The following is a 26,100-nucleotide window of genomic DNA, read 5'->3' as shown; positions in this document are numbered from 1 at the left end:
CAACTGCTCTGCATCTTTGGTTTCCGCATTCCGATACAAGATTTCAGCGATCTCTCTTGTACAGGCTTCTAGTCTTTCTTTGTCTTCTGGACTCATTGTTTTATAGGGCTTAACTTTGATCGATTATCCCACTCTGCTTTGCTAAGTATTTCTACTTATTACCTAATTGAGATGCTCCCAAAACCAGTCTGATCCATTTTGGCTTTAATCACAAATTTCAGATCGGCGATCGCGCTATGAAATCGATCAGATCGGCGATCGCGCTATGAAATCGATCGGATAGTTAGCTAGGCGTATATCAGCGATCGCTTCTCGGACATTTTAGGATTTGTGATGTTTTGGAAGCATCAGCTAAAAATCAATACCTGAAACTGCGATCGTAGAAGTTGGTTGGATGTATCCAACGATCGAACAAATTGCATTGCTCGCAAATTTTGTTTGGATTTCATGCTTCAACGCAACCTACGAGGCGAGCGATCGTACTAGATAAGGAACAGTGGAATATAACCAACCTAAGAGGCTAGAATTGGAGCGTTATCTTTTTGACCTCCTGCTCCCCACGTAAAAATGCGATCTTGATTTCTCCTAATCTACCCGTGGATCTTATTTTAGGCATCTTCTGCCCTGGTTGGAATTCTCCTTGAAGTTCTCCATCTTTTACTTCTGCTACTTTGAAACTAATTCCGAATTTTTTGAGTTTATTTGCTATTTCTCCATCAGTTAATGATTGAGAGAAAGCATGTTCTTGCCTAGGCTTTGGATTATCTTTTCTTCCAGGATAGAGCTTTAGAGTACTTGCTATATCATTCACAATAGTAGCGATTTGTGCCTCTGTGGGTATTATCACCGTTTCGATTTCTGCACCCGTATTTTTATCCTTTTCTTTCGTCATCAAAGCCTCTATATCCTTTTTTACCTGCTCTTGAATGAATTTTGTATCAAGTTTCGCTTCCAAGCCGAGACCTTGAATATGTCCCTGTAATTTTATACGATGGGCATCGCCGATCGTGAATAAGCGATCGCCTGATGCTTTTGCCTCTTTAATCATTTCTAACATAGAAGCATCACGCAGATAGTCATCTTCTTTAGCGCGATCTGTAATTGCAACCGATGGCTCCGCTCGGCGATCTAAACTTTCTTTAAACTGATCGAGATCATACTTTGTAGTTAGCTTTAATTTCTGTTTCGCTGCTGTTTCGAAGGCAGTAGCTAGGGTTTCCATGAGTTCTGCTGTGATGCCAAGCTTCTCGAAATCAGGCATTGTAACTTTATCATCCATACTAAGCCTTAATATTGCATCATCTACAGCTTTACTATTGTTATTGTAGAACTGTTTGAGGAGGTGCATAGAAAGTGATTTATTCCCATAAGATTTACAATAAATTAGGGCAGCGCGCATCCTCGACAACAGTGCCTTAAAAAGGGAATATCCTCCTTCGAGTTCTGTTCCCGCCGAAACTTTCATACCTTTTACATCTTCGCCCTTCTTTTGCCCTTTTACCAATGCTATAACATCAGCAATCGATCTCGCATACACTGGGAGGGCATGTTCCGCGTCGTGACTTGGTTCGTCACCTAGATCGTCGTCGCTGATGTCCTTTCCAGTTTTGTTTTTAATTGCTTTTTTCTTCGATGCATTCACATTATCCCGAAGGTCTTCACTGTTCTTGAGCCTATCGTCGGAGTGACGAGTGAAGCCCTCATAGCGAAATTTCTTCTCGATGTTGGTTGCTTGGATGATTTCGGGAGACTTTGGATCGCCATGATCCTCTCCAAGTACGAGCGTGGTTTCAGGTAGGCGCACCCATGTGCCATCTGAAAGTTTACCAATACCCTCAACCCGACCGTCTTTCGCAAATTTTTCAAATTCATCACTATCTTTAAACCGCCTAACTTGTTCGTCTTCAAGAAGCTTACGCCCTTCTTCGGTGGGTTTATCGGGTATTGCGTATCCGTCTCCAATGTATGCTTTGCGCTGTATTGAGGTGACTGCTGGCGTTACATCCTCGGGATGTTGCTGCAACTCTGGTTGCTGAGGCGATCGCTGTACTGCTCCACCATTCTGCTGCACCACATGAGTTAACTCATGGGCAATCAACTCTTGACCGCCTCGACTGCTCGGATCGTAGGCTCCCTGCCTAAAGAAGACATCTTGCCCCGTTGTAAACGCTCTCGCCTGAATCGATTGGTTTAACTGGTCAGACTGAGCATCAGTATGCACTTTTACTCCACTAAAATCAGCCCCCATCGCCTCGCCCATCTTTGCTTGCAGATTGGGATCGAGAGACTGACCGCTACCCCGCGCACTTTGAATCGATGACTCTAAATCTGCTGAAGCTTCACCTCCAGCAAGGGTGTCACGCCTTTGCACCAAAGACTTTGCTTGTATTTCTTCCTCTTCCTCTGGCATCTCTTCTCTCTGTATTACATCAGAAAGCGATTTCATTTGTAGTGGCTCGTTATCCTCTGGCGATTCAAATCGTTGAATAGATGCGGAGAGAGGCTTCATCTGTAATTTTCCATCTTCTTCTATCTCTTCTTCCCCTTCTTCCTCTTCCACCTCTCTCTGAACGCTATCAGGGGCATTAATTGTTGGAGAAATCGGTGCTACTACCTGTGGAGATGGGGCAAAAGCAATGTTTTCTGACTGACGATCTGTTTGTGGTAACTCTGCTTCCATAGGTTGAGTCGTATCAGAGAGAGGCTTCATCTGTATCTCTTCATCTTCTTCTAGAACCTCCTCCCGTTGAACGCTTTCTGGGGCATTAATTTTTTGTACGACTTCTGCGGCGACGCGATCGGCTTCTTGTTCGTACTTATCGCCAACTGCCCCGATCGCTAACTTAGCCTGTATCGTTTTTGCTTGATTTTCCCTATACCTCTGCACCATTTCCTGATGTTTTCGTTGCATGATGCTCTGGGACGAGCCTCTAACGGGGGTATACTCATAATTGGGGTCAGGCACTGCGTTCCCTCCCTCCTTGACTCTTTGCCTCATCTCATCTAACTTGCGTTGCATGATGCTCTGGGACGAGCCTCTAACGGGGGTATACCCATGATTAGGGTCAGGGGCTGTGTTGCCTCCCTCCTTATAGCGCTGAACGATACCCTCCCACTTTCGCTGCATCACGCTCTCTGACGAGCCTCGGTCATCATTACCAGAGAAGCTAAGATCGGTAAAGTAAAGATTTTCTTGAGCCGATCGCTTGTCTTGATTTTCTAAGTCTCTCTCGGCTTGAGAGGATTCCGCGTTTTGTGGAGCCGCAGATTGCTGGACTTGAGGAGGTGCAAAGGGGCGTGTTTGAATTTGTACGGCAGGTGGGACAAATGATGATTGGGCTGCGGGCTTGCTGACATATTCGCTCACGATCGGACACCTCTCTCGGATATTTGAGTAGTACCTGAATTTCAGACTGGGAGGCAAACAACAAGAGTCGATAAGAATCTATAAACTCTTAATAGAACGGATTTCGAGATGTTTGCGATCGCTTTATAAGTACCAAATTCTAACTGTAATTTTTATAAAAAATATTAGCATTTATCGATTAGTATATTTTATAGCAATCGCCAGAGAGGTTAATACCAATTTCTCTTGAAATTGTGACAGATCGGGTTTTGTGTTCCACACGGAGCGCGGTCTTTTTAAAAAAATGCGTTGCATCACTTTTTGAAAATGGTATAAGACAGAAGAATTCTGTCTAGCTGAGCAGAGCCGAAGCCTAATTTGTCCTATAAGACTTGGCTATTGCTATAGTTGATACCTCGCTCAAATACGAGTTTTGTTGTGAAGAGGGAGATCAAATCATCATCTACTGCGATGATGCGCCATTGCTAAAATCAGGCAAAATCTAAAGAGCTGTCATACTATTGGTAAGATCCGCCAGCACACCCGACGCGATCGCAGATCGCTTCCATTGCTTGCTGGAATGTGCGTTAAACTCCGTTTTGGTTTTCGCTTTGTAGTTGTACCACAAGCTGACTAAATTCCTGTTCGGAAACCCGATCTACATCGCCTTCTCCCATCAGAACAGTCGTTAAATAGTCCATTTCTCTTTCGAATTCCCCTGTTTCCCAATTATATGCTAATACATCCATTCCGCCTGCTTCTGGTTTGATTAATTTAACGGGTCTTCTTCCGACAATAAAATACATAGGCAATTCCATTTTGTTCCCTCTACTCTATTTTAATTTTGCAAAAGATTGCGATTCATTTATTGAAACTGATTAGATGAAATAATTATTACAGCGTTTTACAAATCAATACATAGTGACGACTCCCGACGCTGATGCATTGTTCGAGTGCGATCTCATGGGTGAAATTTTAATGGGTTAGGATCTTTGGTTGCTAGGAGAGCGATCGCCGATCGCTAGCTTTACAAAAAATAACCAAAAAAAATTTAGGAGTGCCCTAAGACACTCCCAAAGAAAATGCAGAATAAAAATAATTGCATTTAAAAATCGAAAACCGACACTAATAGGTTAGTGCCATGCTACGAGACGTTTCTGCCCCTAGATAGACACGAACGCTTAGAAAATCGGTTGGGCAAGCAGTTTCGCAACGCTTACAACCAATGCAGTCCTCAGTACGGGGAGAGGAGGCGATTTGACCCGCCTTACATCCATCCCAAGGCACCATTTCTAAAACGTCAGTCGGGCAGGCGCGCACACATTGTGTGCAACCAATACACGTATCGTATATTTTGACTGAATGGGACATTTTTTATTGCTCCAATCGCTATGATACCTATTCGCAGCAATGAATTTGCCACTACAATCCTCTAAAGAATTGCTTAAGGTACGGAATCTTCAAAACCAAGTCTACCGCAGTGGCTAAACTTAGATATTTAGAAAGAGTCATAACTTAAAACAATTTAATATTTAGCGACGCTGCCCCATAACCAAGCTAAGCTTATTTGCGTCCAATACTTAACATTTCGCACACATTTAGCAGATAGCATGAAACCATGACAGATAACACTCAAACCCCAGAAGCAGAGGCAGAGAGACTTTTTGAGATGCTGCGCCGTAAAGAAGGGACTTGGGTGCAGTGGGGGCAGGCTTGCCAGCAATTACAAAAAATGGGCGAAAGCTCCTTAGCAATTTTTGAAAACACAGGCTTTGAGCCCATCCAGCAAAATCAGATTATGGTGGGCGCACAGGTCTATACAGGCTTAGTGTCTGGAGATGCCCCTGCTGCCTTACTGACACACTTTGAGCGTAAAGGTAGTGACATCCTCTATGAATTACGCATTCTCAGCCTTGTCGATCGCATTGCTGTCGCAGAGTTAGCCCTCGCCAAAGAACTAGATTGCATAGAAGTTAAAGATATCGCTAAAGCCGTCAAGGATATATCCACGATGGCAAACCTACCTGAAGGGTTTACGCGGCATCCTGGCGATGCAGTGGCATTTCAAGTCTGGAAAGCCTTGCAAGCTAAGCAAGATTCCCAAGAAAAGGCAAGGTTGATCGCTAGAGGCTTGAAATTTGCCAATAGCAATGCCGCAAGAGTTGCGATTGAGCGATCGCTCACCGATATGATCGCACCTACTACAGCGCGATCGCCGCGCTTACCTGTGTTTCGCTATGACGAGGAGCACATGTTACCTAGGGTGCTTCCTGTAGCGGGGGAGTTGCCCTTGGCGATCGCCGCTTATAAAGCAGTCCCCATGGCTGACGAATGGCCTCCCTTTGGTATGGTCAAATCTGCGAAAGAATCTACTTGGGTGGCGATCCCTGGTTGGCAAGCGATCGTCGATATTCAAGATGGTGTTGTGATTCTGGCGGATACAAACACGCTCAAACAGGTTTCAGGGCAGGAACTGGTCAGCAATGTTCCCAGCCAACCCGAGCAGGTATTGGTAATCTGCGATCGCGCCCAGAGAGAATGGGATGATAATTCTTATTTCGTGGTCGAGCAGGACAAGCAGGTGAAAATCCAGTGGTTTGATGCTGCCCCAGAAATCAAATTACTCGGTCGCGTAGTGCTGGTTTTGCGTCAAATGAAAATCTTTGATACAGCAGCGGCTCAGGAAACTTGGCAAATTGATGAATAAATCGTAAGTTACTTTTGTGTACCTGTTAAAGGAGGCTTCTAAAGGAGGCTTCTAAATTTAGCATTAGTCATTACCTTGGATTTTCTCATGGAAAAAGATAGCATTTTTGGCTTGGTGGGTCTTGGTATAGGGCTTCTAATTACTTTGGCTACCTGGCTCAAAGGAATATTTACAAGATCCTCACTCCGCAAGGAAATCGACGATCTCAAAAAGAATCTCAACCTTCAAATGCAGATTAGTGCTAGAGGAAATGATGAAGTCAAAACAGAATTGGACCGTTTAAGGAAGGAAAACGAAAATCTACGCATTACCGTAGCAACGCTCTCTAATAAACCAGGTAGAACCGAACTAAAAACGCTGCATGTTTGGGATAAAGCAATCCGAATCTTAATCATCAAGTCTCCGGCTTTTGCACCCGCTTGGGAAATGTCACTGGAGGAAGCCAAAAAAGAAATTGAAGAAACAAACCAAGGGGTTAGACCTTTGATTCGCAAGGCTTTCACACTGTTCCTACCCCAAGCAAAGAGCGATCCTAGTAACGAAGGGGATTAAGGGAGGGATCGTTCCCCATGATAATCTCCTCCTGAGCCGTACTTCCATCGATCGCACGATCGCTGCCAGTAGTATTTCTGTTCGGGTAGGAGATTCTCAAAGGATGGTGCTATAGATTTCCCTAGGCGATCGAGCAAGCTGTATTTCCCCAAATTCGCATAATGGCGCATCCAGTCTAGTAATGGGGGGATGCCTACCTGTGTCACAATTTTTCCAACTAAGACGGGATCGGCGATCGCCATACTGAGCATGGTTTGGGATAGCGCTGGGAACTGAACTACATCCTGTAAAAAAGGCTTGAGGACTGGATCGCCTAACTTCTGCATGGATGCAAATACTGTAGAAAGAAGATAGTTGATCGCATTCGCTTCGATCTTTTGATGGATGCCTACACTCATCGTCTTTTGGAACAACCATGTCACCGATAAACTGGGTTGATAGGGGTGCAGCGATCGCAAATCCTTCCGACTCAAGAAATTCCCACTCAAGGCAGAATCAATGCCATTTGCGAGCCGCTCAAGATGGCGCACCATCGCCCCAAAGCCACCAAAACTAAGCGGGGATTGACTGCCACTGCTATCACCTACTTGAAGGATTCGATCCCATGCCGTTTGTAAGGGAGTTTGCTGATAGGAAGGGAAGAAACCAAAGAGGGTTCGTTTAAATTGCAGATTTGCCAGATCGATATCTTGATATTGAGGCAACCAGTGCAGATAGTCGGCAAACAGTTGCGAGAAGCTAGGACGGGCTAGATCGGCATCGACATAGGTAAATAGATAGGTGGTTCTCCCATCTTTGGCAGGGAAAGCTTCCCAAAAGTACTGACATTGATTTTGAATGGGTGTAAAGGTGTAAATCAAATCCCCATAGGCTTTGGCTGGAATCCCCTCAGCACAACTCCCGACTACCATGCAAACGCCTTCAGGCTTCATTCTTTGTCGGTTTGAACTACGGGCTTGACGTGCGATCGCACTAAAATGACCCATCGCATCCAGCAACAATCGCGCCCTAATGGTAAGCTTCTCGACTTTGGACTTATTCGCTACTTCTATTTCAATACCATTGGGATGGGCGATCGCTTGCTGAAAACCCATATGCTCTAGTAACTTACCGCCGCGATCGAGGAATTTCGCCTTGAGCGTAGCTAAGAGAAACACAGGATCGACCCCGATATTTAACACGTCTCGCACCCAAAGTTCGATACCTTCATGGAAACCGACTCGACCGGGATTGTATTCGGTGGCGATCGCCTGTTCTAGTTCTTTACTTGTGAGTAAATCTAAAGCGAGAAATGTCTCCAGCTCTGGGCGTGAAATATTCCATTCCTGCTCTCTGCCTTTCAAAATCCCCTGCTCGATTACCAGTACCCGCCAACCGCGAAGTTGGAGGGCGCAACCAATAAAGATTCCAAGCGTACCGCCACAGATGGCGACATCGAAGTCATTCTCTAGCAAAAGCGTTTCACTTTGACCGATAACCGATGGCTGCGTCGTGGCAGAAACCACGCTCTCTCGATACGATCGCCAGAAACGATCCATGCGATCTAACTGACCCAGCAGATCTACAGGCATTTGTGGTAATAGGTCTTCCAGATTGGTCATTGCAGTATAAAGATGGAACTTTTAGAGAATTAGGTACTGAGTCATTTAGACAAATCCACCGATGCGAATACTTTGCTCTACTTTAAAAGCCACGCTTTGCGTGGCTTTTAAAGCTTTCTAGGTTATGTCTGTAGCTAAACTAAACTAAAACTTTGCTACCAAAAGCAGAGCCCCGATCGCTAGGCAGATAATTCCACCAACCAGAGACCAAAATGCTGGATGGCTAGAATGCTTTTTACCACTATCTGTCGTAATCAGTTCTAAATCCATCCATGGGGCAACACCACGGCGGAACCAGCCCTTGGTTGTGGTCTGCGTTCCAATTAGATCTTTGACTTTATTCATGCCTGCCAAAAAGTTGCCAATGGGGCCCCAACGAGAGGCATACAACAGATAAATCATGCCTGTTTGGTCTTGCAGTTTCATATCAGAGCCAAACACATACCCTGCATCACCGCGCCCTATGACTTTACCCTTAAGCGTCACAGGTCTGCCCCGCAACGGACTGGCATAGGGATCTGACATCAGCGTCATTATGTCCGATGTTGGAGCATTTGTAGAATTGGGGAACATGACTGTACGCTTGACCAAAAGGGCAATACCCAAACATAGGAGCGGAATTGCCACGAAGGCTTTGCCTGCACTCATGCCACCATGGGCAAGAATTGCACCTACAATCAAGCCCGCGACAATTGCCAAAAACTCAGCACAATAGAAGAGTAGATCTGTAAAGAAACTGCCATACAGACGTTGCTTACTGAGCTGATTCCCCTCGGCGATTACCCGCCCCATATCAAACTCCATATCGAGTCCTAACTGCTCGGCATAGGTACTTAAAGCTCTTACGCGCTTACCTGTCAAAGGGTGGGTTGAACTCAGCTCTAGCCACCATCCCCAAGGATTAAACAAATCCCATAAAAACACGCGTCCGACTTTCTCTGGCTGTGAAGAAATACGGTAGGAAGATCCTGTTGATACAGCAGCTTTGGCATCATAAATCCCCAATGCTCTTGTGCCTTGAATCAATCGGCTGGGTTCTTTAGCTTTCTCGCTTTCTTCGAGGATGCCATAGGCAATTTTGACCAAAGCTCGTGATAAAGCGTTAGGGTTACCCGTTGTTTCCGCCGCAAAATGATCGGCAAAGTACTCTCGCGTGCGCGATAAGTACAGCAGCAGGTAAGTACCAACCAGATAAAACACATAGGCAGTCACCGCTACGATCGCCGCCGCAGACTCCGCCCGATCGTCCAGCTTTCTACCAAACTCCCGAACGCCAATGTAGATCAAATACATGATTTGAATCAGCGTTGAAGCCATCGTCATGATCGCAAAATCCCAGTGGACAATATGACCTAGCTCGTGGGCATAAACCGTTGCAACTTCATCATCATCTAGGTAGGTGAATAATCCCGCACTAACTACAAGCCGAGCACTGTCAGGCAAAGCCCCATAGGTAAAAGCCGTAGGATTTTGGTCATCGATGATGCCAATGCGAGGTTGCTTAATTTTTTTTAAGCTGCAAACACGCCGAATCACATGGGCTGACTCTGGACTGCGTCTTTCCAGCTCCTCAATCGATACCCATTTGGTGTGATAGAGCCAGTTTTGGACTAAATCCATAATCCAAGGAGAAACGAAAAAAGCGATCGCGTTAAAGGCGATCGTAATGACTAGAGCTATCCCCAGTCCTAAGGCAGGATTGCCACTTTTGACGATCAGCAAGAGGGCAGAACATAACGCCAGCACCATGCCAAAGAGCAAGGCGATCGTGACACCAGAGGCAAGAGCGAGATTTCCTGCGACTTTGGCGATCGCTAAAACGCCCCCTGCTTGTTGCGCTCGTCCTGCCTTATGGGGAAATTCTGATGGTTGTGTTGACATAAAAGTTATGGAAGCGAAGGTTAACTTTTGAATATGGACAACTAGCGGCGTTGCATAATTAACTCGGTCTGACTACTATATAACTCCCTAAAAAATGCTTTGAAATCCATTTTACTACTTGGAACTAATCGGCATAGATAATGCCAACAAAGCTTCAATATTTAGGACATAACCTTGAGAGCTAAATTTGTATGACACCTAACGCGGTTTGGACAATGGAAGGAAATATTTTATTTCCGACCCCCGTTTTTAGCTTTAAGTTACAGGATTATCAAGCCCTAAACCAGCAACTTTTAGAGACGATCTATCAACTCAAAGAAACCGAAAAAGGGGCAATGCGAACCTCTGCACCCTTAGGTTGGCAGAGCGAGACAAATTTATTCTCTTTACCGCAGCTACAGGGCTTCAAGCAACTCATTGATGCCGCAGTGCTAGAAACCGCTAAAGCCGTAGGGTATGGTGAGGTGAAAATGCAAGCCGATCGCTGCTGGGCAAACGTCAACCCTAAATATGCAGGCAACATCATTCACGATCATGCCAACTGTCTATTTAGCGGTGTTTACTACGTGCAAACGCCGCCCAACTCAGGCAACCTCACGTTTCACGATCCGCGCCATGCCAGAGTATTTATGCAGCCGAGAGTCACTAGCTACACGCCTTACATTGCCGATGCGATCGATATCGAAGTTCAAGAAGGCGTCATCATGATTTTTCCAAGTTGGCTTAAGCATGGGGTTGCGCCCAATCTCAGCGACAGCGATCGCGTCAGCCTCAGCTTTAACTATATTTTTGTCCGTCCTTTATGAGCTGATTTCAGAAAAGCTAGAAACGCCTTTGGGCGAGAGGAGAATCATCTGTTATTTCTGGAAATTGATTAGGGACGAGATTATTGTTAGAGTCCTGAGTGAACTGGAATGTGATAGGTGGCGTTGTGACTGGAGATGTAATATCTGATGTTGGAATACTGATATTAAAGTTGCTAAAATTGCCCGCTATTGTATAAGGCTCACTAGGAACCTCGGTAACCAAGTAGGCAGATTCATTGGGGTTGGTAACTCTGGCATTGGCTTGAAATGTGACAAGACGATTATTGATATTGGCTGTACGTCCATCATTCAAAGTAATCGTACCATTTACGACAACACTGATATAGGCGTCGGGGTTACCAGGGACAGTTGGATCGAGAGAAGACAAAAACGCGGGTCTACCATCACTTTCTTGAATAGGAACCGATGTAGGTAATGTAAACGTGAGGTTGGCAGTTCCTAGAGGTGTGATTGCATTATTTAACGTAATCACGGGGAATGCGGCTTGGTTCTCAGGAATATTGAGCGTGAACGTTCCATTGGTAATTGGAATTACAAATTGTGGCGTTGGCAATGCACTAAAAGCAGACTGCGGCACATTGAGCGAACCACTCTGAAACTTTGCTGTAATTTCAGTAATTGTAAAACTTGGTAGCTCGGCAGGAAGAACAGGCTCCTTACCCTCAGTCACTTTGGCGAGTGCTTGCAAAAATGCTTGGTTGTTAACAAGTGTGGCATTTCTACCGTCATTGAGCGAAACACTGCCATTGATGTTATTGATATTGACACCAATTGGGGTATCGGTTAAATCAATCGTAATTCCAGTTTGCCAAATAGGAAGACTAGGAGCGCCAGTTACCGCAATTGTACCAACTGGGGTCACAAAGGTTGGATTACTAACATAGGAGGCACTGGAGCCTTCAGTGGTATCATACCGAACGACAAATCCACCACCAGTCACTGGTACTGCTACAGTCTGGGCTTCAGCAGATGGCATTTGCATTACAGCCGCACCCGCAGCCACTGCAACCGTCGAAATTTTGAGCATTAATGAGTTAGACATGATTCCCTCCGTTAGAACGTAAAAGTAGTCCGTAAAGTGCCAACCGCGATCGCGTCACTGCTACTAGTATTCACAGGGTTAAATAGAAACAAAATCCCTGGAGTAATACTGATGTGATTAGAGACGCGGAAACGATAAAAAAGCTCGACGTGTGTCGTACTAGCGGGTTGGGATCCAAAAACGCCACCTGTACCTGAGATTGCGCTGGGCAGATTTAAAGCGGGTATACCATTTAAGCTAATCGTGCTGCTGGTAATTTTAGGTGGTTGCCCTACGTAAATCCCTGCTAAATCTCCTTGAGAAAACAGGTCAGGTAAATTTAAATATACCATCCAGTTTGTGGTTTCAACAGTACCCGATAAACCCGCACCTAATACATTTGTGGTCGTGTAGCCGCCCCAAGTGCCAAGAATAAAATGATGGCTTGCCCGCCACGCTAGGTTAGCTCCAAACGCATTGGTAGATAGGCGAGAACCAAGCGATCCGATAATCTGATCGCCCACGCCAGTACCCAATAATGCATTGGTAGAGTAGGCATTGAGGTAATAGAGTGTGACATCAAGGCGATCGACAGGAATCATCGCCAACTGTACGCCGATTGTAGAGGGACCCGTAAATAAGCCGCCACTTTCTGTCGGATTAGCAGCGCTGTTAAAGCCGTTCCCTGCCGAATAGACTGCCTGTAAACTGACGCGATCGCTGATTTGCCAGTCAATGCCAAGTCCTGCCTGCGTACTACCAAGCCCAAGGATTGGGTTACGTTGGGCAAAAGTCGAAATTGCCCCCTGCCCAGCACTTTCATAGCGGTTTGGCCCTCGAAACACAGTGATCGGATTGACGCCCTGTGCGCCAACAATTACGGCAAGTTTGTCGCTCACAAGGAAGCGATAAGACAGATCGCTCAACAGGATTCTGTTACTGGTATCCGATTCATAGCCTAAGCGGGTAAAGGTATCGTTGAGAAAGTACGGAGCGTTACTAAACCCTGCACCCGTATTGAGGTTCCCAGACTGCAAGCCTGTGATTAAATAGCTGCGATCGCTAAACTGAGTCAGAAGGGTCAGTTGTAAATTGTAGCCATAGGTTAGAGCCGCAGCAGGATCGCGCGTTTCTTTTACGCCATCGCGAGGATTTAAATCTGCCGTGTTGCCAAAGCGTCCCTGTAAGCCAAAAATGGCTTGTCCGAATAGTTTAGTCGTGGTGGAAAACTGTTGGGCTTCAAGTTTTGCTATCTTCGCTTCTAAGGCATCAACTCGTCCTCTGAGGGCTGCTAGCTCGGCAGCAAATTCTTCTTGTAGTTTTTGGAGGGCGGCGAGATCTTCCTTGCTGACTTTATCGGCAAGTCCCGCCGAAATGATTTCGTTGATTTTATCTAAACAAGCATTCACCCCTGCGGCAAATTCATAACGAGACATGGCATGCTGACCGCGATAGGTGCGATCGGGGTAGCCTGCAATGCAACCATACCTTTCAACCAGAGATTGCAAGGCGGTAAATGCCCAATCGGTTGGACGCACATCTGAGAGCTGGGAGACCGAGGTGACATTCTGGGCTGTAGGCTGGGTTTTGCTTTGAGAGATATTGGTCGTTGTGTTGTTGCGATCGCGATCGCTTGAACGGATCAGCCTTTGCCGATCGATCTCATTAAGTAATTGCTTCGTCTCAATTGGAGTTGCGATCGCTGGAGTAATCGAAGATTTTGTCACTGGATTTCCTGAAACTTCGTCGCTCGCTACAGGTTTCTGAATAGGTGTTTTGGGCGATCGCTCTGCGATCCTTAACGTAGGATTCGATTTGAGATTTGGTTGAGGAGCTGTTTGGGCAATCGACCTAGAAGTATCTGAAGGTGAGGCGATCGGTTCAGCCAACACTGTGCCATGACAAACCGTTGGTAGACCCAGTAAAACTAGGTATAAAAGTTTTTTCATAAATGCTCCTCACAGAAACCAAGTAAACGAATTTTATGCCCTTTTCACACGGACACCACAATATCCTGCTTGTTTACAGGTAGCAAGTCTTGGTTAGAGATTCAGATTTTTACAGGTTAATTTATCTCAAGATATCTACATAAAAATGCAGAGAATCTACTAGCTCATCTAAACCAGCGCAAGGATAACGAGCTAACTACTACACTCATAGAGCTAAATGCCATTGCCAGACCTGCAATCATTGGGTTTAAAGAAATTCCCAAACTGGGATACAGTACGCCTGCGGCGATCGGGATGCTGAGCGTATTGTAGGCAAATGCCCAGAATAGGTTTTGACGAATTTTGCTAAATGTGGCGCGACTGAGTTGAATCGCTACGACGACATCTTGAATCCCTTGATGCCGATCTTGGTTCGCCCCCTGTCGCATCAGCACAATGTCGGCGGTTTCCATGGCTACATCTGTACCCGAACTCAGGGCGATGCCCACCGTGGCGTTAGCGAGGGCAGGGGCATCATTGACACCATCTCCCACCATGGCAATTCGCTGTCCTTGTTGCTGGAGTTGTTGAATCACTGACGCTTTGCCATCGGGTTTTACCTCGGCGATCGCTTGGGATGGGTCAATACCCAGTTGAGCCGCGATCGCTTGCGCTGTTTCCCTGCGATCGCCCGTCAGCATCCACACCTGCAATCCCATATTCTGTAAGGTTTTTACGACTGCGGGTGCTTCGGGTTTAATTCGATCTTGAATGGCGATCGTGCCTGCAAAGGCAATGGGGGACTTCGAGCCTGTCTGAACTGCAACGAATACGGGAGTTTTACCTGCTTGGGCAAAGCGATCGCCCAGTTCCAGAGCCGTTTGGGGAATTTTGACGCTATGCTCGGTCAACCAAGCTTGATTGCCCACATAAACTGTTTTTTCACGATCTAAAATTGCCTTAACCCCACTACCCGTAACCGATTCTGAGATTTGGGCTGGGAGTGTGTTTAACCCAAGGCTTTGGGCTTTTGCCAGAATTGCCGTTCCTAAAATGTGATTCGCGCCCGCTTCGGCACTGGCGGCAAGTTGGAGGAGTTGGCGATCGGGTGTCGCATCTGCAAATGCACCCGTCCATCCGATCGCTAGTTCTTGAAACGGAAACTCTGGATCGGCGATCGCATCGGTTACTTCAGGATTGCCCGTGGTGAGCGTGCCCGTTTTATCAAACACTACTGCCGTGAGGCTATGCACTTTTTCTAGGCTAGCTCCCCCCTTAATCAAAATGCCCCTTTCTGCGCCCATGCCCGTACCCACCATAATCGCGGTGGGCGTTGCTAGACCCAAAGCACAGGGACAGGCTACCACCAAAACCGCGATCGCCAATTTAAGGCTAAAAATTAAGTCGCTATGCCAAATTCCCCACCAAAATAGGAAGGTCAGGGTTGCGATCGCCATCACCCCATAGGCAAAATATCCTGCAACTTTGTCCGCCAGTTGTTGAATCGGCGCTTTGCTAGCTTGGGCGGCTTCGACCAAGGCAACAATGCGGGCAAATGTCGTTTTTTCGCCTGTTTGCATCACCTCTACGGTGATCGCCCCCGTTAAATTGAGCGTTGCACCTGTGACCCTCGCGCCCACCTGTTTGGCGACAGGCAGAGACTCACCCGTCAGCATCGACTCATCTACGCTAGAAATCCCAGCAATGACAGCACCATCTACAGGGATTTTTTCACCTGGTAGCACCACAATCCGATCGCTTACCTGCAAATCTTCCACGGCGGTTGGCAGTTGCACGTTTCCCACCAGTAACCTCGCCGTTGGCGGCTGTAAATTCATTAAGGTGCGAATGGCGTCAGAAGCACGCCCCTTGGCTCGGGTCAGTAGCGACTGCCCCAGCAACACAAACCCCAACATCATCACGGGTTCTTCAAAAAAGCAGTGCCAGCCTAACTCAGGCTTAAACAGTGCCACCACGCTGGCGATATAGGCAGAAATCGTCCCTAAACTCACCAAAGAGTTCATATTGGGCGATCGGTACCAAAGACACTTTGCCCCATCCCACCAGATCTCTCGCCCCAAGGTTAATAACGCCAAGGTCGCGATCGCCCAGTGAGCGTACATATTGCTGAGAATGGGCAGATGCAAAATTCCCATGGGGCCTAAATGCCCCACCAATGCCAGACCGATCAAAGCGATCGGCGGAACCATGTCCCACTTCGCCAGATTTCGCTGAAAATTTAGCAGGATATTGGAAACCCTTGACTGCGAGGTTTCTACAGATGCCGCTAGAGATGCATGTTGGCGCGTTGGTTTGGCTGCTTGAGGTTGCGCCGCAAACCCTGCCGATGCGATCGCTTTGAGCAAATGCTCTACGAGTTCGGCGCGATCGATCTCACTTTCATAGACAACCGTTGCCCTTTCTGTGAGCAAGTTTACGCTAGCCGCACGCACGCCCTCGCAATCTGAGAGACGTTTTTCTACCACAGCGACACAACCTGCACATTTCATTCCCTGTACAGAGAGGGTTACTGAGTTTGGGGCTGAGATGGTTTGAGTAACTGTCACAACTTTTTAAATCTTTGGGTTCCATCATGATATGTCTAAAGTCTTCTCCGATCGGCTTAGCAAGTTTAGGGTCACTTGTTACCGAGACTTCTATCGGTGTTTGTGCGATCGGGTAGCCATAGTGGTGAAATAATGGTAAATAGTATAAATTCTTTGTCTACTCCTAATAGCGGTGACGTATAGACAACTGCTAAACTTGGGCAAACTGACTGATACTAAACTGATACTAAATTGTCTACTTAATTTCAGTATAGTATCAACCCAGCAATTGAATATTCTCTTGAGACTTAAGACACAATGGCTCAAAATTAACTTAACCTTAATTTACCCATGTCCATTCCTGACAGCCAATTTTCAATCCATTTCTGGGGCGTAAGAGGAAGTATCGCGACTCCAGGAGTTAGCACTGTGCGCTATGGTGGTAATACCCCCTGTGTTGAGATGCGATGTCACGGTAAGCGCCTTATTTTTGATGGTGGAACGGGACTAAGAGTACTAGGGCAGCATTTACTCAAAGAAATGCCTATTGATGCCCATATGTTTTTCACCCATAGCCATTGGGATCACATTCAAGGCTTTCCCTTTTTTACCCCAGCTTTTATCAAGGGCAACACGTTTCATATCTATGGCAAGGTTGCACCCAACGGGCAAACCATGCAAGACCGTTTAGAAGAACAGATGCTGCATCCTAACTTTCCAGTGCCGTTACGCATCATGGGAGCAGCCATGCACTTTCACGATGTCGAAGTGCCCAGTAAGATCGATCTCGGTAATGGGGTAATCGTAGAGCCAGGCATGCTCAATCATCCTGGTGAAGCAACGGGTTATCGAGTAAGTTGGGGTAATGAATCCGCTGTCTATGCCACAGATACAGAGCACTTTGCCGATCGCGTTGATGAAAGCCTCGTTCACTTGGCAAGGGATGCAGATGTTTTGATTATTGATGCCACCTACAGCGACGAACAGTATTGGTCAAAAAACTCTCCTAAGGTAGGCTGGGGACATTCGACATGGCAAGAAGCCGTCAAACTAGCGGAAGCCGCAAACGTGAAAACCCTCGTAATTTTCCATCACGATCCCGTGCATAGCGATGATTATTTGGATGAGATCGGTCGCCAAGTGCAAGAAAAATTTCCTAGCGCCGTCATGGCAAGAGAAGGTATGGCGATCTCAATTCCCACCCATAGCTCGATTGGAATTACCTAGGATGGAATGTCCTCTGTGCGGTCATGGTAGCGTTTGGTTATCCGTCAATTAACACACGTTTGATAAAAGTGGTGAAAGCGGCATCAGGCAAAAGTTTGCGAAGGAACAATAACATGCCAGCATTTTTGCCCGCAGGGTAGCGCAGCTTCCACGAGTCCTCTGTACTGGCTTTATAAATCACTTGTGCTACAGCTTCAGGAGAGGAACCATCCATTCCCGCCTTCTCTGTTTTCGGTAAAACCTTGGCAATAAAGCGATCGTAGGCAGTCAGCCCTGGTCGAGACATAATATCGGCGGAACGACTGTAAAAATCCGTTTTAATTGCACCAGGTTCGATCAGCTTCACTCTGATTTGAAATGGTTTGAGTTCGTATTGCAGCGATTCCGAGAAACCTTCCACGGCAAATTTGGTGGAATGATAGAGGCTATAGAGAGGGAAGGTAAGACGACCACCAATCGAAGCGACATTGACGATCGCACCTTGTTTCCGTTCTCGAAAATGGGGGAGTACAGCGCGAGTGACATCCATTAGCCCAAAGACATTGGTAGCGAACTGACGTTCTATTTGCGATCGCTCCGAAGCTTCAAACACGCCGACCAGCCCATAGCCCGCATTATTCACCAAGACATCGATCGCCCCAAATCTTTCGATCGTCGTTTCTACAGCCTGCTGAATGGAGTCAAGATCGGTAACATCAAGGCGCAAACAGAGAACATGGCTGAGATGAGCGAGTTCAGTAGCTTTTTCTGGCGATCGCATCGTGGCGACAACATTCCATCCCCTTTGTTGAAATTCCAAAGCCGTAGCTTTACCAATTCCTGTCGATGCCCCAGTAATCAAAACTGTTTTCATAGGTCGCCATTTTGCGTAAATCCTCACCCTAAGCATACTAGCGATCGCGAATGCGTGAATGCAGCTAAGGGCATAGCTAAAAGGAAAGGGAATGTATCATTCCGTACTAAACCACTCGGCAAAAAACCTTACTTTCTTAATAACCCAAATATTCCTTAAGTTTCCATGCGGTTGGAGCAATTACAAGCATTTTTAGCTGTGGTTGAGACAGGCAGTTTTCAACAGGCATCACAAAAATGTGATGTCAACCAGTCTACGGTGAGCAGACAAATTCAGGCTTTAGAGGCAAGTTTAGGTATCCAGTTATTTCATCGTGGTGCCAGTGCCAAGGTAACTATTGGGGGTGAGCGGCTGCTGCCCCATGCGCGTAAAATCTGCCAAGAATGGAAAAATGTCGAGCAAGAACTAAATGACTTGCAAGCAGGAAAGCAAACGGAACTTTGTGTGGCGGCGATTCCCTCGGCATGTGCCTATCAATTGCCCCCTGTTTTACAGAGTTTTGCCAAAACCTATCCCAACGTACAACTGCGGGTAACGACCTTGGGCAGCGATCGCGCGCTCAAGGTGCTCAAAGACGGGCTGATCGATCTAGCTGTGGTGATGAATAATCCTTTTTTGACCTCTAGCTCAGAGATGGTGGTCGATGTGCTCTATGAGGAATCGATCCAAGTCCTGATGGCTGCCGATCATCCTCTTAGCTGCCACCAACAAGTAACTTGGAAAGATCTTGATCGCCACGATCAGGTGGTGTTTAAGGATGGCTACGGCTTGCAACGTCTCGTCCAGGAGCAATTTAACCGACAGGGGCTGCACCTCAATGCCGTACTAGAGCTTAATTCTCTGGATGCCTTTCGAGGTGTGATCAGACAAGGTGACTTAATTGCGCTTTTACCTGCCACAGCTCTCAAAGATGTGAGCAACGATCCTTCGTTAGCTGTGCGCGAAATTGTCGGACCAACGCTCACGCGTCAGATTGTCTTGGTAACGACGGGCGATCGCTTGCAAATTCCACCGATCTATCATTTCCGTAAGTTGACCTGTGAGTTAATCCAGCAAAAAAATCACATCCTCAGCGAGCAAAGATTTCACCCCAGCCAAATGTCAACCCTTAGCAACCAATTATTGGCGGCGAATCCCCAATTAATGACCCACTAACTTTTTCTGGAGACTCAACCACGAGATCGCTTCAATGCCAACGAACCATTTGTAATGTCATACTGGTAAGCCGTAGATTCATTACTATAGATCGACCTACGAATTTAATCCAACATCACGGCAAAGGGAATGAGTAAGGTTTTTCGTGAATTACTTCGCAAGGTTGGCAGTGGAAGACACACGGGCAAAGACCTGAGCCGGCAAGAAGCAGAATTAGCTACCAAAATGATTTTGGAGCAGGAAGCCACACCCGCTCAAATTGGCGCATTCATGATTGCCCACCGCATTAAGCGACCGACTGGCGTTGAGTTAGCTGGCATGCTCGATGCCTACGACCAACTCGGCGGCAGAGTCGAAGCGCTTGATTCCGAACAAACCGTACTTGTGCTGGGTTCGCCCTATGATGGCAGATCGCGCACTGCACCCATCAGTCCGATCGCTAGTTTGATCTTGGCAAGTGCAGGCTGTCCCACGATCTTGCATGGCGGCGATCGCATGCCCACCAAAGACGGTTTACCCTTAATCGATATCTGGCAGGCTTTGGGCGTCAATTGGCAGCAGCTATCCTTAGCGCAGGTGAGACAGGTTCTAAGCGCGACGAATTTAGGCTTTGTCTATCTGCCCAAGCATTTTCCCTTGGCGCAGGGCATTGTGCCCTATAGAGATCAAGTGGGAAAAAGACCTCCCTTTGCCACCCTAGAACTAATTTGGGTTCCCTACCTAGGCAAAACCCTAACTGTGTCAGGGTTTGTACATCCCCCCACGGAAACCAATATCCGCGAGGCATTTGCCCTGCGCGGCGTGACTGAATTTGCCACGATTAAGGGTTTAGAGGGAAGCGTCGATTTACCCCGCGATCGCACCGCGATTTTGGGCATTCATCGTGGCGGTACGTTCGAGCGCTTGACCCTTTCAGCCAGAGACTACAACTTGCAGGGTAAAGATGTGGAAATTGCCGAGGCACTAGAAATGTCTCAGATGATTTTGTCTACGCTCAAGGGCTTGCCCTCGGAATATATGCAGTCTGCGATTTGGAATGGTGGATTTTATCTCTGGTTATCTGGCATTTCTGCCGATCTACAGTCTGGGCTCGATCGCGCCAAAGAAATTCTCAATACGGGCATCGCCGAGCGCAAACTTAAGGATGTTAAGGAAGCGATCGCCGCCTTCACCGCTGGCTGAGCGCGAAGCCTAAATTCAATCTGCCGTAAATCCAATTCAATTTGTTTGAAATGCTATAAGATAGGGGGTCGGTTCTGGTAGGGATCAGCTACTAGAGGAAACGGGGAAAGTATGGTGCAAGTCCTACACTGTCCCGCAACTGTAAAGGCAGTAATTGTCTAAGTCAGGATGCCCGCCGATTGCGATCGACAAAAAAAATACATCTGCGAGGTATAGATGGTTCATAAATTATTTGTTTGCACGACCTGTGCCAGTACTTGGAAAGATGGCAAACGGGTTGGTACTAGTGGCGGACAGCTACTACTAGACGAGTTGCTAAAGCTCAATCAAAGTTGGAGTTTGAGGTCAAGCTTCTTAATTCAGTCTGTTGAATGCATGAGTGCTTGCAATCGTCCCTGTGTTGTCGCGATCGCTTCTGAAGGAAAATACACCTATTTATTTGGCGATCTCCCTGTGGATGCCGCATCCCTCGCAACCACCGCATCAGCAATCTTAGTCTGTGCCAGTAAATATAATGCGCAAACAGACGGCAACCTACCTTGGGCAGAGAGACCTGCCCCGCTTAAAAAAGGGATTGTTGCAAAAATTCCACCGATGCAGGAGTTAGCAGCAATTGGATAAAGTTTTTTGACACCAAAAACTAAGGCAAGTGCTTACAAGATATCAACTATCTGAAAGTACTTGCCATTTCAGCAATATTCATTTTTGTGCTTCAAATATCTAGATTTAAAGATTTAGGATTGGCTACTTTTTGCCACCCTGATTGCGCAGGCGATAAGTAATGCGTCCTTTAGTCAAGTCATAGGGAGTCAGCTCTACCTTGACGCGATCGCCGGGCAAAATCTTGATATAGTTGCGACGAATCTTGCCAGAGATATGAGCGAGTACGTTAAACCCATTATCCAGATCGACTCTGAACATGGCATTAGGCAGTGACTCAGTCACTGTACCTTCCATTTCAATTGCATCTTGCTTGGACAAATAACCTCTCCGTTAAAAACTTGGTTTAAAAATCACTAGGGTCTTTCTCACGAAAGTCCCCGATCGCTAAGCGATCGATAGTTGCTGTTGAATAGCCTCTGTCACATTCTCTAAAGATGGGATGCCATCAATTTGAACAACATGAGTCCCGTAAAATTCTAACAGAGGTCTTGTCTTTGCATAATATTCTTCAAGGCGGTTTTTAATCACCTCTTCGGTATCATCAGCCCTATTTTGCTCTTGAGCGCGTAAAAGGATTCTCTCGACTAGTACTGGCTCGGGCACATCTAAATTAATCACGCGATCAAATTTTTGATCGAGTTCAGCCAAAAGATCGTTAAGAGCCTCTGCCTGTGGCACAGTGCGAGGAAACCCATCTAAAATCCATCCTGATTGGGTGTCAGGTTGACTGAAACGAGTCCGCATGACATCGATTACCACCTCATCAGGAACAAGCCGACCCGAGTCGCTAAAAGCTTTGACCTTTAGACCTAACTCGCTTCCCTGTTTGATCTCTGCTCTGAAAATGTCACCAGGTGCAATCCGAGGCACATTCCATAGAGCAGATAAGATTTCGCCTTGAGTACCCTTACCAGAACCAGGTGGCCCCATCAAAATGATCTTAGGCATTATTGCTTAACCATACCTTCGTAGCGTTGAGAAATCACATAGGTTTGTATCTGCTTCGATGTCTCGATTGCCACACCAACCAAGATCAATAAAGATGTAGCACCAATACCACTAAAGGTTGTTACACCCGTAGCACGCTCTATAGCTGTAGGAATTACTGCTACCGCGCCCAAAAAAACAGCGCCGAGAAACGTAAGACGATTGAGAACACCCGAAATATACTCTGATGTTGCTTTCCCTGGTCGAATCCCTGGAATACTACTGCCCATTTTCTTAAGGTTTTGAGCCAGATCGACAGGGTTAACAATTAGGGTTGAGTAGAAATAGCTAAACCCTAAAATCAGTGACAAATAGATTGGAATATACCCTGGACCACTTGGGGATGCAAAGTTGGCAATACTAACAAGTATTTCGTTACTGGAAAATTGTCCAAGGCTAGCAGGAAGAATTAAAACCGAAGAAGCAAAAATGATCGGCATTACGTTCCCTTGATTTAGCTTTAGAGGTAAGTAAGACGCTTGCTCTCTAAACAATTTACGCCCAACTTGACGACGCGCTGAAACAATCGGGATGCGACGGGTTCCTTCTTGGACAAACACAATGCCAACAATCATGACCAAAAAGATCACCATTAGCAAAATTACGCCACCAACCCTAGAACTATCCTGTTGTGCCAAAGCGATTGTGTCACCTAAAGATCTTGGCAAGCCAGCAACAATACTGATAAATATTAGTAAGGATGCACCATTACCCACACCTTTTTCCGTAATCACCTCACCAGCCCACATCACAAACATGGAACCCGCCGACAAAGCAAGCATGGTTTCAATCATAAAAGCAGGTCCAGGTTGGGTCGCTGCTCCAACATTTTGGATCCAAAAAGAAATACCTAAACTTTGGATTAAAGCCCATACCAAAGCCAGATATCTTGTGTACTGAGATATTTTACGTCTACCCGCTTCCCCCTCATTCTTCTGGAGGTTTTCTAGGGTAGGTAACGCCGCAGTTAGGAGTTGCAAAATAATCGAAGCATTGATAAATGGGATGATCCCTAGTGCGAAGATCCCAAGTAGGGATAAACCACCACCAGAAAAGATATCCAAGAAATTAACGACAGAATTATTTTTGACAACCTCACCAAAAATCTGGCGATCCACTCCCGGTAAAGGCAGGTAAATCCCCAGACGAATTAGGACGAGAATGCCCATCGTAATCAGAAGGCGATCGCGCAGACCCGCTGCCTGTGCCATCTGTAGGAAAGTTTCTTGAGGAGTAGGGTTTTTCCCTTTGCTAACTACCATTGCTATGCCTACCTTGAAGCTAGTAAGAGAGGTGTAAGTATCTTTGTTGTATTGTAATGCAGAATACTATTTTTCTGTATCACTGTGGCTTGCGACCATTTACTAAGCGACTAGATTTCAGTGCAGGTGCCACCAGCAGCTTCAATCTTAGCTTTTGCACCAGCAGTAAATGAGTGCGCGTGAACGTTTAAAGCAACACCAATTTCACCACGACCAAGAATGCGCAAAGCACCATCATTCTGTGTAACGATACCTGCATCCATGAGCGACTCTAAGGTAACTTCAGTTCCTGCTGGTAATTCACTCAGGCTGTCAACATTGATAACAGTGAAATGTTTCGCATTCACAATTGGGAAATGCTTTAGTTTAGGTACGCGCTTGTAGAGAGGTAGCTGACCACCTTCAAAGCCAGGGCGAGTCGGTCTACCCGAACGTGATTTTTGCCCGCGCATCCCAAAGCCACAGCTTGCACCTTGACCTGCGGAGATACCACGACCGACGCGACGTTTACGATGTTTAGCCCCTACCTGGGGTCTGAGATCTTCTAAATTCATGGCTAATCAGTTATCAGTTATCAGTTATCAATTTTTGACGATTGGCTTTTAGCGGCAGTTATCAGTTATTTAACAATCAAGCCGTTCGATGCTCGCTGATAACTGTTCACTGCCCACTCCAAACTTAGTTATAGCTTAGTTATAGAGATGCTCAAGCGGAATGTCTCTAGACTTTGCAACTTCGCTGAAAGTACGAAGAGCAGATAGTGCATTCACGGCAGCGCGAGCATTATTCAAAGGATTATCAGAACCTAGCTGCTTTGCCAGAATATTTTTAACCCCTGCTAGTTCGAGCACAGTTCTTACTGCCCCCCCAGCAATTACACCTGTACCAGGAGATGCAGGGCGAATCATTACCTTAGCGCCACCACCAACACCATTACTAGGGTGAGGGATAGAATTAGCTTTGGTTAAGGGCACTTGAATCAAATGCTTCTTACCATCGGATACGCCTTTTTTCACGGCTCCGATCACATCGCTTGCCTTGCCAACGCCAACGCCTACTTGACCTTTTTCGTTGCCAACGATCACGATCGCTCTAAAACTGAGCTTCTTACCGCCCTTTACCACTTTGGTAACACGACGAATTTGAACTACCCGTTCTTGCCACTCAGATTCCTTTTCTGTGCGACTACGCTCAGCTTTTTTAGCTTCGTTGCGCTTACCTTTGCGTTTTTCGTCGCGGTTTTCGCCGTCTCCGCTACCACCGCCACCATCACGGGTGCCTTTACTATCTCTATTTCTACGTTCTGCCATTTTTCTGTTGTGGATGAGTTAGTTACTGATGATCGTAATTTAAGTTATGGAGAGATTTAAAAATTAAGCGATTTAGGCTGATTTCTAAAATTCTAAACCTGCTTCACGGGCAGCTTCTGCCAAGGCTTGTACGCGACCGTGATATAAATTACCACCGCGATCGAACACAACTTGTGTAATTCCTTTAGCGATCGCTCTTTTAGCAATCAATTCCCCCACTTTAGCAGAGGCATCACGGTTTGCTGTTGACTTAAGCTCAGGCTTTAACTCTGGATCGAGGGTAGATGCTGCAACTAGGGTATGTTGGGATACATCGTCAATCACCTGTGCCACGATGTGCTGGTTAGAACGATACACAGATAGCCTAGGGCGTTCAGATGTACCTGACAGCTTGCGACGGACGCGCTGATGACGACTTTTAGTTGCTTGCTTACGGTCTATTTTCATAATTTACCCCTTAGCTTTGTTGCCTTGACTCCTAGTTATTTCTTGCCAGCCTTGCCAGCTTTACGACGCACGACTTCTCCAGCATAGCGAATACCCTTACCCTTATATACTTCAGGGGGGCGCACATCGCGAATACGAGCAGCCGTATTACCAACATCTTCTTTGTTAATGCCAGTAACGACGATATTTACGTTATTTTCTACTGTTAACTGCACGCCTACAGGTGGCTCTAACTTCACGGGAATGCTATAACCAACGTTAAGGGTTAAGGTCGTACCTTGGACAGCAGCACGATAACCGACACCTTGAATTTCTAATCGGCGTTGAAAACCTTCTGAAACCCCCTGCACCATATTGGCAACAAGGGTTCTAGAGAGACCATGTTGTTGACGAGCAGGACGCAGATCGTTGCGACGCTTGACAACAAGCACTTCACCTTCTTGAGATACTTCCACCTGATCGGGTAAGGTTCGCTTTAACTCGCCCTTAGGACCTTTGACAGTCACTTCTTGACCCGAGATAGCCACATTAACCTTAGCAGGGATAGGAATTGGGCGTTTTCCAATACGAGACATAATTACTCCTAACTTCAGAATTGAGAATGC

General features: G+C 46.4%; 23 protein-coding genes and 1 riboswitch. Of the genes, 7 read left to right on the top strand and 16 right to left on the bottom strand.

Going from position 1 to position 26,100, the window contains the following annotated elements:
* Positions 1-520: 520 nt before the first annotated feature.
* The 3 genes from ACP2WE_RS07125 to psaC form a co-directional block, all read right to left on the bottom strand.
* A complete protein-coding gene (locus tag ACP2WE_RS07125; RefSeq protein WP_425214889.1) occupies positions 521-3,367 on the bottom strand; it encodes an eCIS core domain-containing protein in 2,847 nt (948 codons plus the stop codon).
* Between the two features lie 566 nt (positions 3,368-3,933).
* Positions 3,934-4,164, bottom strand: coding sequence for a hypothetical protein (locus ACP2WE_RS07120; protein WP_425214888.1), 231 nt, complete (start codon positions 4,162-4,164; stop codon positions 3,934-3,936).
* A 307-nt stretch (positions 4,165-4,471) separates the two neighbouring features.
* Positions 4,472-4,717, bottom strand: a complete 246-nt coding sequence (gene psaC / locus ACP2WE_RS07115) for a photosystem I iron-sulfur center protein PsaC (RefSeq protein ID WP_330485733.1) — start codon at positions 4,715-4,717, stop codon at positions 4,472-4,474.
* A gap of 247 nt (positions 4,718-4,964) precedes the next feature.
* On the opposite strand from psaC, the gene ACP2WE_RS07110 reads away from it, so the two are divergent.
* Both ACP2WE_RS07110 and ACP2WE_RS07105 read left to right on the top strand, forming a co-directional pair.
* A complete protein-coding gene (locus tag ACP2WE_RS07110) occupies positions 4,965-6,053 on the top strand; it encodes a RuBisCO accumulation factor 1 (protein WP_425214887.1) in 1,089 nt (362 codons plus the stop codon).
* 87 nt (positions 6,054-6,140) lie between these two features.
* Entirely contained in the window at positions 6,141-6,605 is a 465-nt protein-coding gene (locus ACP2WE_RS07105; RefSeq protein WP_425214886.1) for a hypothetical protein, read from the top strand.
* Here ACP2WE_RS07105 and ACP2WE_RS07100 read toward each other — a convergent pair.
* Positions 6,602-8,206 carry an FAD-dependent monooxygenase family protein gene (locus tag ACP2WE_RS07100; protein ID WP_425214885.1) on the bottom strand — a complete coding sequence of 535 codons (1,605 nt, stop codon included), beginning with the start codon at positions 8,204-8,206 and terminating at the stop codon, positions 6,602-6,604. The genes ACP2WE_RS07105 and ACP2WE_RS07100 overlap by 4 nt on opposite strands.
* Before the next feature lie 144 nt (positions 8,207-8,350).
* The gene (locus tag ACP2WE_RS07095; RefSeq protein ID WP_425214884.1) at positions 8,351-10,087 is read right to left on the bottom strand and encodes a zinc metalloprotease HtpX; all 1,737 of its coding nucleotides are present in this window, start codon (positions 10,085-10,087) and stop codon (positions 8,351-8,353) included.
* Between the two features lie 191 nt (positions 10,088-10,278).
* On the opposite strand from ACP2WE_RS07095, the gene ACP2WE_RS07090 reads away from it, so the two are divergent.
* Positions 10,279-10,893, top strand: a complete 615-nt coding sequence (locus ACP2WE_RS07090; RefSeq protein ID WP_425214883.1) for a TIGR02466 family protein — start codon at positions 10,279-10,281, stop codon at positions 10,891-10,893.
* Positions 10,894-10,909: 16 nt separating this feature from the next.
* Here ACP2WE_RS07090 and ACP2WE_RS07085 read toward each other — a convergent pair whose 3' ends face one another.
* The 3 genes from ACP2WE_RS07085 to ACP2WE_RS07075 all read right to left on the bottom strand — a co-directional run bounded on the left by ACP2WE_RS07085 (position 10,910) and on the right by ACP2WE_RS07075 (position 16,430).
* Positions 10,910-11,956 carry a hypothetical protein gene (locus tag ACP2WE_RS07085; protein WP_425214882.1) on the bottom strand — a complete coding sequence of 349 codons (1,047 nt, stop codon included), beginning with the start codon at positions 11,954-11,956 and terminating at the stop codon, positions 10,910-10,912.
* An 11-nt stretch (positions 11,957-11,967) separates the two neighbouring features.
* Positions 11,968-13,884, bottom strand: a complete 1,917-nt coding sequence (locus tag ACP2WE_RS07080) for an iron uptake porin (protein ID WP_425214881.1) — start codon at positions 13,882-13,884, stop codon at positions 11,968-11,970.
* Positions 13,885-14,048: 164 nt separating this feature from the next.
* Positions 14,049-16,430 carry a heavy metal translocating P-type ATPase gene (locus ACP2WE_RS07075; RefSeq protein ID WP_425214880.1) on the bottom strand — a complete coding sequence of 794 codons (2,382 nt, stop codon included), beginning with the start codon at positions 16,428-16,430 and terminating at the stop codon, positions 14,049-14,051.
* 330 nt (positions 16,431-16,760) lie between these two features.
* On the opposite strand from ACP2WE_RS07075, the gene ACP2WE_RS07070 reads away from it, so the two are divergent.
* Entirely contained in the window at positions 16,761-17,636 is an 876-nt protein-coding gene (locus tag ACP2WE_RS07070; protein WP_425214879.1) for an MBL fold metallo-hydrolase, read from the top strand.
* Positions 17,637-17,673: 37 nt separating this feature from the next.
* Here ACP2WE_RS07070 and ACP2WE_RS07065 read toward each other — a convergent pair whose 3' ends face one another.
* Positions 17,674-18,489, bottom strand: coding sequence for an SDR family oxidoreductase (locus ACP2WE_RS07065; RefSeq protein ID WP_425214878.1), 816 nt, complete (start codon positions 18,487-18,489; stop codon positions 17,674-17,676).
* Between the two features lie 165 nt (positions 18,490-18,654).
* On the opposite strand from ACP2WE_RS07065, the gene ACP2WE_RS07060 reads away from it, so the two are divergent.
* The 3 genes from ACP2WE_RS07060 (at position 18,655) to ACP2WE_RS07050 (ending at position 21,447) form a co-directional block, all read left to right on the top strand.
* Positions 18,655-19,644, top strand: coding sequence for a LysR family transcriptional regulator (locus ACP2WE_RS07060; protein WP_425214877.1), 990 nt, complete (start codon positions 18,655-18,657; stop codon positions 19,642-19,644).
* A 129-nt stretch (positions 19,645-19,773) separates the two neighbouring features.
* Positions 19,774-20,826: an anthranilate phosphoribosyltransferase family protein gene (locus ACP2WE_RS07055; protein ID WP_425214876.1), complete on the top strand. Its 1,053-nt coding sequence runs from the start codon at positions 19,774-19,776 to the stop codon at positions 20,824-20,826.
* A gap of 52 nt (positions 20,827-20,878) precedes the next feature.
* Positions 20,879-21,020, top strand: a riboswitch (cobalamin riboswitch).
* A 22-nt stretch (positions 21,021-21,042) separates the two neighbouring features.
* The gene (locus tag ACP2WE_RS07050) at positions 21,043-21,447 is read left to right on the top strand and encodes a DUF1636 domain-containing protein (RefSeq protein ID WP_425214875.1); all 405 of its coding nucleotides are present in this window, start codon (positions 21,043-21,045) and stop codon (positions 21,445-21,447) included.
* A 123-nt stretch (positions 21,448-21,570) separates the two neighbouring features.
* Here the strand turns inward: ACP2WE_RS07050 and infA are convergent, their stop codons facing one another.
* The 7 genes from infA to rplF form a co-directional block, all read right to left on the bottom strand.
* Entirely contained in the window at positions 21,571-21,807 is a 237-nt protein-coding gene (gene infA / locus ACP2WE_RS07045; protein ID WP_330483050.1) for a translation initiation factor IF-1, read from the bottom strand.
* A 66-nt stretch (positions 21,808-21,873) separates the two neighbouring features.
* Entirely contained in the window at positions 21,874-22,437 is a 564-nt protein-coding gene (locus tag ACP2WE_RS07040) for an adenylate kinase (protein ID WP_425214874.1), read from the bottom strand.
* The gene (secY, locus tag ACP2WE_RS07035) at positions 22,437-23,738 is read right to left on the bottom strand and encodes a preprotein translocase subunit SecY (protein ID WP_425214873.1); all 1,302 of its coding nucleotides are present in this window, start codon (positions 23,736-23,738) and stop codon (positions 22,437-22,439) included. Before secY ends, ACP2WE_RS07040 begins: the two co-directional genes overlap by 1 nt.
* A 110-nt stretch (positions 23,739-23,848) precedes the next feature.
* Entirely contained in the window at positions 23,849-24,292 is a 444-nt protein-coding gene (rplO, locus tag ACP2WE_RS07030) for a 50S ribosomal protein L15 (protein WP_425214872.1), read from the bottom strand.
* Positions 24,293-24,427: 135 nt separating this feature from the next.
* Positions 24,428-25,048 (bottom strand): 30S ribosomal protein S5, encoded by a 621-nt coding sequence (gene rpsE / locus ACP2WE_RS07025; protein ID WP_425214871.1) that lies wholly within the window; start codon positions 25,046-25,048, stop codon positions 24,428-24,430.
* An 84-nt stretch (positions 25,049-25,132) separates the two neighbouring features.
* Positions 25,133-25,495 carry a 50S ribosomal protein L18 gene (gene rplR / locus ACP2WE_RS07020; RefSeq protein WP_425214870.1) on the bottom strand — a complete coding sequence of 121 codons (363 nt, stop codon included), beginning with the start codon at positions 25,493-25,495 and terminating at the stop codon, positions 25,133-25,135.
* Positions 25,496-25,530: 35 nt separating this feature from the next.
* A complete protein-coding gene (rplF, locus tag ACP2WE_RS07015) occupies positions 25,531-26,070 on the bottom strand; it encodes a 50S ribosomal protein L6 (protein ID WP_425214869.1) in 540 nt (179 codons plus the stop codon).
* Positions 26,071-26,100 lie beyond the last annotated feature (30 nt).

It is taken from the genome of Tumidithrix helvetica PCC 7403, from assembly GCF_965232925.1.
Taxonomy (GTDB): domain Bacteria; phylum Cyanobacteriota; class Cyanobacteriia; order Pseudanabaenales; family Pseudanabaenaceae; genus Tumidithrix; species Tumidithrix helvetica.
The sequence above is the reverse complement of the archived record's forward strand: the minus strand, read 5'-3'. Positions and strand labels throughout refer to the sequence as shown.

Coding starts and splice junctions, on each gene's coding strand:
- ACP2WE_RS07060 (WP_425214877.1), top strand. CDS start 18,655: ATGCGGTTGGAGCAATTACAAGCATTTTTAGCTGTGGTTGAGACAGGC.
- ACP2WE_RS07090 (WP_425214883.1), top strand. CDS start 10,279: ATGACACCTAACGCGGTTTGGACAATGGAAGGAAATATTTTATTTCCG.
- secY (WP_425214873.1), bottom strand. CDS start 23,738: ATGGTAGTTAGCAAAGGGAAAAACCCTACTCCTCAAGAAACTTTCCTA.
- ACP2WE_RS07095 (WP_425214884.1), bottom strand. CDS start 10,087: ATGTCAACACAACCATCAGAATTTCCCCATAAGGCAGGACGAGCGCAA.
- ACP2WE_RS07050 (WP_425214875.1), top strand. CDS start 21,043: ATGGTTCATAAATTATTTGTTTGCACGACCTGTGCCAGTACTTGGAAA.
- rpsE (WP_425214871.1), bottom strand. CDS start 25,048: ATGGCAGAACGTAGAAATAGAGATAGTAAAGGCACCCGTGATGGTGGC.
- ACP2WE_RS07040 (WP_425214874.1), bottom strand. CDS start 22,437: ATGCCTAAGATCATTTTGATGGGGCCACCTGGTTCTGGTAAGGGTACT.
- ACP2WE_RS07085 (WP_425214882.1), bottom strand. CDS start 11,956: ATGTCTAACTCATTAATGCTCAAAATTTCGACGGTTGCAGTGGCTGCG.
- ACP2WE_RS07105 (WP_425214886.1), top strand. CDS start 6,141: ATGGAAAAAGATAGCATTTTTGGCTTGGTGGGTCTTGGTATAGGGCTT.
- ACP2WE_RS07065 (WP_425214878.1), bottom strand. CDS start 18,489: ATGAAAACAGTTTTGATTACTGGGGCATCGACAGGAATTGGTAAAGCT.
- rplO (WP_425214872.1), bottom strand. CDS start 24,292: ATGAATTTAGAAGATCTCAGACCCCAGGTAGGGGCTAAACATCGTAAA.
- ACP2WE_RS07080 (WP_425214881.1), bottom strand. CDS start 13,884: ATGAAAAAACTTTTATACCTAGTTTTACTGGGTCTACCAACGGTTTGT.
- ACP2WE_RS07100 (WP_425214885.1), bottom strand. CDS start 8,206: ATGACCAATCTGGAAGACCTATTACCACAAATGCCTGTAGATCTGCTG.
- rplR (WP_425214870.1), bottom strand. CDS start 25,495: ATGAAAATAGACCGTAAGCAAGCAACTAAAAGTCGTCATCAGCGCGTC.
- ACP2WE_RS07110 (WP_425214887.1), top strand. CDS start 4,965: ATGACAGATAACACTCAAACCCCAGAAGCAGAGGCAGAGAGACTTTTT.
- rplF (WP_425214869.1), bottom strand. CDS start 26,070: ATGTCTCGTATTGGAAAACGCCCAATTCCTATCCCTGCTAAGGTTAAT.
- ACP2WE_RS07070 (WP_425214879.1), top strand. CDS start 16,761: ATGTCCATTCCTGACAGCCAATTTTCAATCCATTTCTGGGGCGTAAGA.
- ACP2WE_RS07055 (WP_425214876.1), top strand. CDS start 19,774: ATGAGTAAGGTTTTTCGTGAATTACTTCGCAAGGTTGGCAGTGGAAGA.
- ACP2WE_RS07120 (WP_425214888.1), bottom strand. CDS start 4,164: ATGGAATTGCCTATGTATTTTATTGTCGGAAGAAGACCCGTTAAATTA.
- psaC (WP_330485733.1), bottom strand. CDS start 4,717: ATGTCCCATTCAGTCAAAATATACGATACGTGTATTGGTTGCACACAA.